Source organism: Streptomyces sp. NPDC048416 (genome assembly GCF_043200435.1).
Lineage (GTDB): Bacteria > Actinomycetota > Actinomycetes > Streptomycetales > Streptomycetaceae > Streptomyces.
Genome location: NZ_JBICXU010000006.1, coordinates 332,208 through 339,241, shown reverse-complemented (window position 1 = coordinate 339,241; position 7,034 = coordinate 332,208). Strand labels below are relative to the sequence as shown.

Here is a 7,034-nt window from a genome sequence, read left to right as displayed (position 1 = left end):
GGCACGCTGTTGAGTTCTCAAGGAACGGACGCTTCCTTTGTACTCACCCTCTCGGGCTTTCCTCCGGGCGCTTCCCTTCGGTATTTCGTGTTTCCAACTCTATCAGACTCTTTCGTGTCCGATTTTCTCGGTGCCTTTCCGGTTCTCCCTCTCGGGTTTCCCTTTCCGGCGGTTCCGACTCTATCAGATCCTTTCGGGCCTGATTCCCGGTCTCCCGGGGCCAAGTCGGCTTGTCTTCCCGGCTGTTGGGCCGTTCCGACTCCCGAACTCTAGCGGACTTTCCCGGCAACCCGTAATCGGGGCTTCCGGTCTCAATCGAAAGGAATTCGGCATGCCGAAAACGCTCCCGATCGGGAGGTCGTGCTGAGTTGGGTGGCCGCAGAATCTGCGGCGGACGTTCGTTGCAGAACCGTATCGGCTCCGCGACAACTCGAAGAACCTTACGGACCGGGCGGGGCCGTGTCAACCCCGGTCCGGCCTCCTGTCCACTGGTTTTTCGGCGAGCTGGTTTTTCGGCGAGCGGGTCTCAGTCCAGGTCGGTGAGACGGCCGCCCGCGTCCGGCTGGGCGTGTTCCACCCGGCGGAGCAGGCGGATCAGCATCTCGCCGAGGACGCCGCGCTCCTGCGGAGACAGGTCCTGGAGCAGGTCTTCCTCGAAGTCGCTGGCCATGCGCATGGCCTCAAGCCACTTCGTACGGCCCTCATCGGTCAGCTCGACGATGACGCGTACCCGGTTGTTCTCGTCGCGGTCGCGCGTGACCAGGCCCTCGCCCGCCATCCGGTCGATGCGGTGCGTCATGGCGGCCGGTGTGAGGCCGAGGCGCTTGGCGAGTTCGCCGGGGCCCAGGCGGTAGGGCTCGCCGGCGAGCAGCAGGGTCTTGAGGACTTCCCACTCGGTGTTGCTGATGCCGAGGGCGGCGACCTGGCGGCCGTACGCCACGTTCATCCGTCGGTTCAGGCGGCCGAGGGCCGAGACGACCTTCTCCACCTGGGGGTCGAGGTCGCGGTACTCGCGCTGATACGCGGCGATCTGTTCGTCGAGGGTCGGCTCCTGGGAGCCGTCGGGCTCGCTGGGCTCCGTGGTCTCAGCCATGTCGCGAGTATGGCACGGCGGCCGTTGGCATCTAAGTCCTTGAGTGTGTATTGTTAAGGATCTAATTTTAGTGTTGAAGTCTTCAGAACTGAGCCCTTCACGTTCGAGCCCTCCGGCTCACGTGCGGGGCTCGGGCTCTTCGAACTTCCAGAACTCAAGGTGGTGAGTGTGACCAAGGCGATGGGTGCAGCGATGCGCCGGATCCAGGCGGGCAACGTGCTGAGCGCGTTCGGGCTCGGGTTCACCGTTCCGTACCTCTATGTGTACGTGGCCCAGGTGCGGGACCTGGGTGCGAGTACGGCCGGTGTCGTGCTCGCCGTCTTCGCCATGGCCGCGCTCGCGGTGCTGCCGTTCACCGGGCGGGTCATCGACCGGCGCGGCCCGCTGCCGGTCCTGGTCGGCGCCGCGGTGCTGGCCGCGGCCGGCGCGCTGAGCATGGGCTTCGCCTCCAGCGTGCCCGCGGCCGTGGCATCGGCCGCGCTGCTCGGCGCCGGGACCGCCGTGATGCAGCCGGCGCTCGCGACGATGATCGTCTGGTGCACCGGCCCCGCGACCCGTACCCGCGCCTTCGCCCTCCAGTTCTTCCTCCAGAACCTCGGGCTCGGCATCGGCGGGCTCATCGGCGGCCAGATCGTCGACGAGAGCCGCCCCTCCAGCTTCACTCTCCTCTTCTCCATCGAAGCGGTGATGTTCCTGGTGCTCGCCGGGGTCGCCGGCTCCGCGAGGATGCCGCGCCCGATGTCCCTCTCGGACGCGCGGCCCAAGGGTGAGCAGGGTGCGGGCGGCGGGATCCGTACGATCCTCGGGCACCGCGCGATGGTGCAGCTGTGCGGGCTCGGGTTCGTGGTGTTCTTCGCCTGTTACGGGCAGTTCGAGTCGGGCCTCGCGGCGTACGGCACCGAGGCCGCCGGGATCAAGCCCTCGACGCTGGGGATCGCACTCGCCGCCAACACGGCCGTCATCGTGGCCGCGCAGTTCCTGGTGCTGAAGTTCGTGGAGCGTCGGCGCCGCAGCCGCGTCATCGCGTCCGTCGGGCTCATCTGGGCCTTCGCGTGGGTCGTGGCCGGTTACGCGGGGCTCGGGCACGGCAGCCAGGCCATGGCGACCGCTGCCTTCGTCTCGACGTACGCCCTGTTCGGGCTCGGCGAGGCCATGCTGTCGCCGACGGTGGCGCCGCTGGTCGCCGATCTGGCGCCGGAGTCGATGGTCGGGCAGTACAACTCGGCGTTCGCGCTGGTCAAGCAGCTCGCGCTGGCGGTCGGTCCGGCCGTGGGCGGGCCCATGGGGGCCGCGCTGCACGGGCCGTACATCGTGACGTTCGTCCTGTTCTCGCTCGGGATCACCGCTCTCGCGCTGCGGCTCGGCAAGAGGCTGACGCTCGCGCAGGACCACCCGATGCTCGCGGCGACGTCGCGCGTGGTCGCGGTGCACCTGCCCGAGCAGGCGCCCGCCAACGCCTGACCGGCGCCGCTCAAGCGGCTACTTGGGCAGGGCGAACTCGCACCACACCGCTTTGCCGCCGCCCGGTGTGCGGCGCGAACCCCAGGACGAGGCGATCGTCGCGACGATCGAGATGCCTCGTCCTGCTTCGTCCCCGGGGTCGGCGCGGCGGCGGCGCGGCAGATGGTCGTCGCCGTCCGTCACCTCGATGATCAGGCGCCGGTCGGTGCGGCGGAGCCTGAGCCGCATCGGCGGGGTGCCGTGCTGGAGCGAGTTGGCCACCAGCTCGCTCGCGGCCAGGACGCCCAGGTCGCGCAGCTCCACGGGGAAGCGCCAGGAGGCGAGGACGCCGGAGGCGAAGGCCCGGGCGCGCGGCGCGGCCTCGATGCCGCCGAGCAGGTCCAGGGCCGCGTTGTGGAAGAGCTCGGCGGTCGGCCCCGAACGGGCCGGGTGCTGGCAGACCAGGATCGCCACGTCGTCGTCGTGCTCGGCGGTCACGCCGAGGGCGCGCAGCAGCCGGCCGCACACCACCTGTGGGGTGCCGACCGCGCCGGACAGCGCCCGCGCCAGGGCGGCCACGCCCTCGTCGATGTCCTCCCTGCGGCGCTCGACCAGGCCGTCCGTATAGAGGACCGCGGTGGCGCCGGGCGGCAGGTCGATCGTGCCGGAGGTGTGCAGCCAGCCGCCGGTGCCGAGCGGGGGGCCCGTCGGTTCCTCGGCGCGGTGCACGGTGCCGTCCTCGTGGCGTACGAGCACGGGCAGGTGGCCCGCCGACGCGTACACCAGGCGTCCCTCGTTGGGGTCGTGCACGGCGTAGACGCAGGTGGCGATCTGGCTGGCGTCGATCTCGGCGGCCAGCCCGTCCAGGAGCTGAAGCACCTCGTGCGGGGGCAGGTCCAGGCGTGCGTACGCCCTGACCGCGGTGCGGAGTTGACCCATGACGGCGGCGGCGCGCACCCCGCGGCCCATCACGTCGCCGATGACGAGGGCGGTGCGGCCGGCGCCCAGGGTGATCACGTCGTACCAGTCGCCGCCGACCGCGGCGTCGGTGCCGCCGGGCTGGTAGGTGGCGGCCACCCGCAGGTCGTCGGGCTGTTCCAGTTCCTGCGGGAGCAGGGAGCGCTGGAGGGTGACGGCCGTCTCGCGGTGGCGGCGCTCGCTGGCGCGCAGCCGCTCGGCGGCCTCCGCGTGGTCGGTGACGTCGGCGGCGAAGACGAGGACGCCGCCTTCCTCCTGGCCGGGGACCTCGACGGGGCTGCACGTCACCGTGTAGGAGCCGGCGCCCTGGAGCTTGCGGGACTTGACGGTGCGCGACGTGCCGCTGCGCAGCACCTGGTCCATCAGCGGGAGCAGGCCGAGCTCGGCGAGCTCGGGCGAGACCTTGGCGGCGGGCGCGCCGATGGGGCGGGCGCCGAAGGCCGCGGCGTAGGCGTCGTTGACGTACGCGATGCGGTGATCGGGGCCGCTCACCAGCGCGACCAGGGCGGGGAGCTGGCCGAGGATGTCGCGCACGGAGAGGTCGTCCAGGGCCGGTGTCTCGGCCGTCTCGTCCGGCCAGGGCTCAAGCTGCTGCCCGGACTCGCCGCGGGCCGCGGGCACGGAGCCCCGGTCGGCGCGGTCGGTCCGTGCTGCGGCGCGGCGCTGCGTACCGGGGAGCCGGGCGCTCCAACGCGTGAAGTTCACGGTGTTCCAAGCCTCGTGTGTTGCTGCGGGTGCTGTGCTGCCGGTGGGGGTGCGGTGCTGAGCCGCTGGATCACTCTGTGCAGGTGTGGGCCAACCTATGGTCACACGTCCAGTGTGACCGAGCGCACTGACAACCGTCAGTTGTCGTGCGGCCCGGGGCCCTTGGCGGGCGGGCTGCCGCCTGCGGCGATCTCGAACTCGGCGCGCGGGTGTTCCAGCGATCCGAGCGAGACGATCTCGCGTTTGAAGAGCCCGGCGAGGGTCCACTCGGCGAGCACCCGGGCCTTGCGGTTGAAGGTCGGGACGCGGCTCAAGTGGTAGGCGCGGTGCATGAACCAGGCCGGATAGCCCTTGAGTTTGCGGCCGTAGACATGGGCGACGCCCTTGTGCAGGCCGAGGGAGGCGACCGAGCCCGCGTACGTGTGCCGGTACTCCTTGAACGTTCCGCCCCGTACGGCCGCGGCGACGTTCTCGGCGAGCACCTTGGCCTGGCGCACGGCGTGCTGCGCGTTGGGCGCGCACTCCTTGCCCTTCTCGCGGGAGGTCAGATCGGGGACGGCGGCCGCGTCACCCGCGGCCCAGGCGTGCTGCACGCCCTCGACGCGCAGCTCGGCGGTGCACCGCAGCCGGCCGCGCTCGTTCAGCGGCAGGTCGGTGGCGGCGAGCAGCGGTGCGGGTTTGACGCCCGCGGTCCACACGACGGTACGGGTGGGGAAGCGGGCCCCGTCGCTGAGGACGGCGACCCGGTTCTCGCAGCTGTCGAGCCGGGTCCGAAGGCGTACGTCGATGTTGCGGGAGCGCAGTTCGCGGATCGCGTACTGGCCCATCTCCTCGCCGACCTCGGGAAGGATCGTGTCGCTGGCCTCGACGAGGATCCACTTCAGGTCGTCGGGCTTGATGTTGTGGTAGTACCGCGCGGTGTAGCGCGCCATGTCCTCCAGCTCGGCGAGCGCTTCGACGCCCGCGTAGCCGCCGCCGACGAACACGAAGGTCAGGGCGGCGTCGCGGATGGCGGGGTCGCGGGTCGAGGAGGCGATGTCCATCTGCTCGATGACGTGGTTGCGCAGGCCGATGGCCTCTTCGACGGTCTTGAAGCCGATGGCGTAGTCGGCGAGGCCGGGGACCGGCAGGGTGCGTGAGATCGAACCGGGTGCGATGACGAGCTCGTCGTACGGGAGGCGGACGGAGCCGGTGCCGTCCTCGGGCGAGGCCAGCGTGGTGACGGTGACGGTGCGCCCGGCGTGGTCGACGCGGTCGGCCTCGCCGATGACGATCCGGCACTTGTCCAGGACCCGGCGCAACGGGACCACGACATGCCGCGGCGAGATGTTGCCGGCCGCCGCCTCGGGCAGGAACGGCTGGTACGTCATGTACGGGTCCGGGGTCACCACGGTGATCTCGGTGGTGCCGCTGCTCAGCTCGGACTTGAGCCCGCGTTGCAGGCGCAGCGCCGTGTACATCCCGACGTATCCGCCGCCGACCACGAGAACGCGCACAGGTTCTGTCACCCCACCATGACGCAACGGGCCTCGGGCTTTGTCCACAGGCCTGACAAATTGTGTGACTGGAGGGCAGTCCTGAGGCAGTCGGCCCGCTCGCCCGCCCGTCGCGGCAAAACCGCAGGTCAGGCGGTGTGGGTCGGGTGCTGGGCGGGGTCCGATTCGGTCAGGTTTCGGTCCTTGGTCCGATCGGGGGGCACGCCGCGCGGAAGAACCTCTTCTGAATTGAGTCCGGCTCAACTATGTTCGTATCCCGTCGGGGTTTCGGGTGAGGGACCCGCCCCCGGCTGTCAGGGCGGGGAGTCTCCGGGGGGAGACGTTATTACCGGGGGATCAATGCACATTCAGGACTCTCATTGGCAGACCGCCGTCGCCGCGGCATCCGACGGACACGGCCGATTGAGTACGGGTCTGGGCGTCGGCGCGCAGCGTTCCGCGCCACTGCGGGTGGATGCCCAGCGCAACCTCGAACATGTGCTGCGTGCTGCGCGCGAAGTGTTCGGCGAGCTCGGTTACGGGGCGCCGATGGAGGACGTGGCGCGCCGGGCCAGGGTCGGGGTGGGCACCGTCTACCGGCGGTTCCCGAGCAAGGACGTCCTGGTGCGCCGGATAGCCGAGGAGGAGACCTCACGGCTGACCGACCAGGCGCGCACCGCGCTCGGCCAGGAGGAGGAACCCTGGTCCGCGCTCTCGTGCTTCCTGCGCACCTCGGCGGCCTCGGGCGCCGGCCGGCTGCTTCCGCCGCAGGTGCTGCGCGTCGGCGTGGACGCCGAGGAGCCGGAGGGCGTGCTGGCCGATGGCGTACGGGGTGACGGCTCGCGGTCGGACGGCGGGCGGCCGGACGGCGGGCGTGACGGGCATGACGAGGCGCGGGTCCCGCAGCAGCGCCAGGTGGGCGCGGCCGAGCAGGGTCCTGGCTGGGGCCGGGTGATCGAACAGCGGTCGGCTCCCGAGCAGGAGCTGAGCGACGGAGGTGCGGCCGAACTGCTCGACGTGGTGGGGCAGTTGGTGGACCGGGCGCGGGCGGCGGGCGAGCTGCGCGGTGATGTGACCGTCGCCGACGTGCTCCTGGTGATAGCCACGGCGGCGCCGTCGTTGCCGGACGCCACCCAGCAGGCCGCCGCCTCGGCCCGGCTGCTCGACATCCTGCTCGAAGGGCTCCGTTCACGCCCGTCCTGAGGGTCAACTCCCGTGCGGCGTGGCCGTATTGCGCTGCCGCGCAGCCGTCTTCCGCTCTTTCGGGTCTCCCGCGGGTTTTCCCGAAAGGGTGACGGCTAGGGGGTGTCTGGTGGATCAGGGTCGGTCAGGGTGCGGCGCCT

5 protein-coding genes are annotated in these 7,034 nt (G+C 70.9%); 2 read left to right on the top strand and 3 right to left on the bottom strand.

Annotated features, from left to right (window positions below):
* Window positions 1-526: 526 nt before the first annotated feature.
* Window positions 527-1,093 (bottom strand): MarR family winged helix-turn-helix transcriptional regulator, encoded by a 567-nt coding sequence (locus ACGFW5_RS11530; protein WP_393833960.1) that lies wholly within the window; start codon window positions 1,091-1,093, stop codon window positions 527-529.
* A gap of 180 nt (window positions 1,094-1,273) precedes the next feature.
* Between ACGFW5_RS11530 and ACGFW5_RS11525 the strand changes: the two genes are divergently transcribed.
* On the top strand, window positions 1,274-2,554 hold the full coding sequence (locus tag ACGFW5_RS11525; protein WP_393833973.1) for an MFS transporter: 1,281 nt from the start codon (window positions 1,274-1,276) through the stop codon (window positions 2,552-2,554).
* Between the two features lie 18 nt (window positions 2,555-2,572).
* Here ACGFW5_RS11525 and ACGFW5_RS11520 read toward each other — a convergent pair whose 3' ends face one another.
* Entirely contained in the window at window positions 2,573-4,216 is a 1,644-nt protein-coding gene (locus tag ACGFW5_RS11520; RefSeq protein WP_393833959.1) for a SpoIIE family protein phosphatase, read from the bottom strand.
* Between the two features lie 137 nt (window positions 4,217-4,353).
* The gene (locus tag ACGFW5_RS11515) at window positions 4,354-5,724 is read right to left on the bottom strand and encodes an NAD(P)/FAD-dependent oxidoreductase (protein WP_393833958.1); all 1,371 of its coding nucleotides are present in this window, start codon (window positions 5,722-5,724) and stop codon (window positions 4,354-4,356) included.
* Window positions 5,725-6,051: 327 nt separating this feature from the next.
* Between ACGFW5_RS11515 and ACGFW5_RS11510 the strand changes: the two genes are divergently transcribed.
* On the top strand, window positions 6,052-6,894 hold the full coding sequence (locus ACGFW5_RS11510) for a TetR/AcrR family transcriptional regulator (RefSeq protein ID WP_393833957.1): 843 nt from the start codon (window positions 6,052-6,054) through the stop codon (window positions 6,892-6,894).
* Window positions 6,895-7,034: the final 140 nt, after the last annotated feature.

Bases quoted from the DNA above. Each gene is read 5' to 3' on its own strand.
- ACGFW5_RS11530 (WP_393833960.1), bottom strand. From the start codon at position 1,093: ATGGCTGAGACCACGGAGCCCAGCGAGCCCGACGGCTCCCAGGAGCCG.
- ACGFW5_RS11525 (WP_393833973.1), top strand. From the start codon at position 1,274: ATGGGTGCAGCGATGCGCCGGATCCAGGCGGGCAACGTGCTGAGCGCG.
- ACGFW5_RS11510 (WP_393833957.1), top strand. From the start codon at position 6,052: ATGCACATTCAGGACTCTCATTGGCAGACCGCCGTCGCCGCGGCATCC.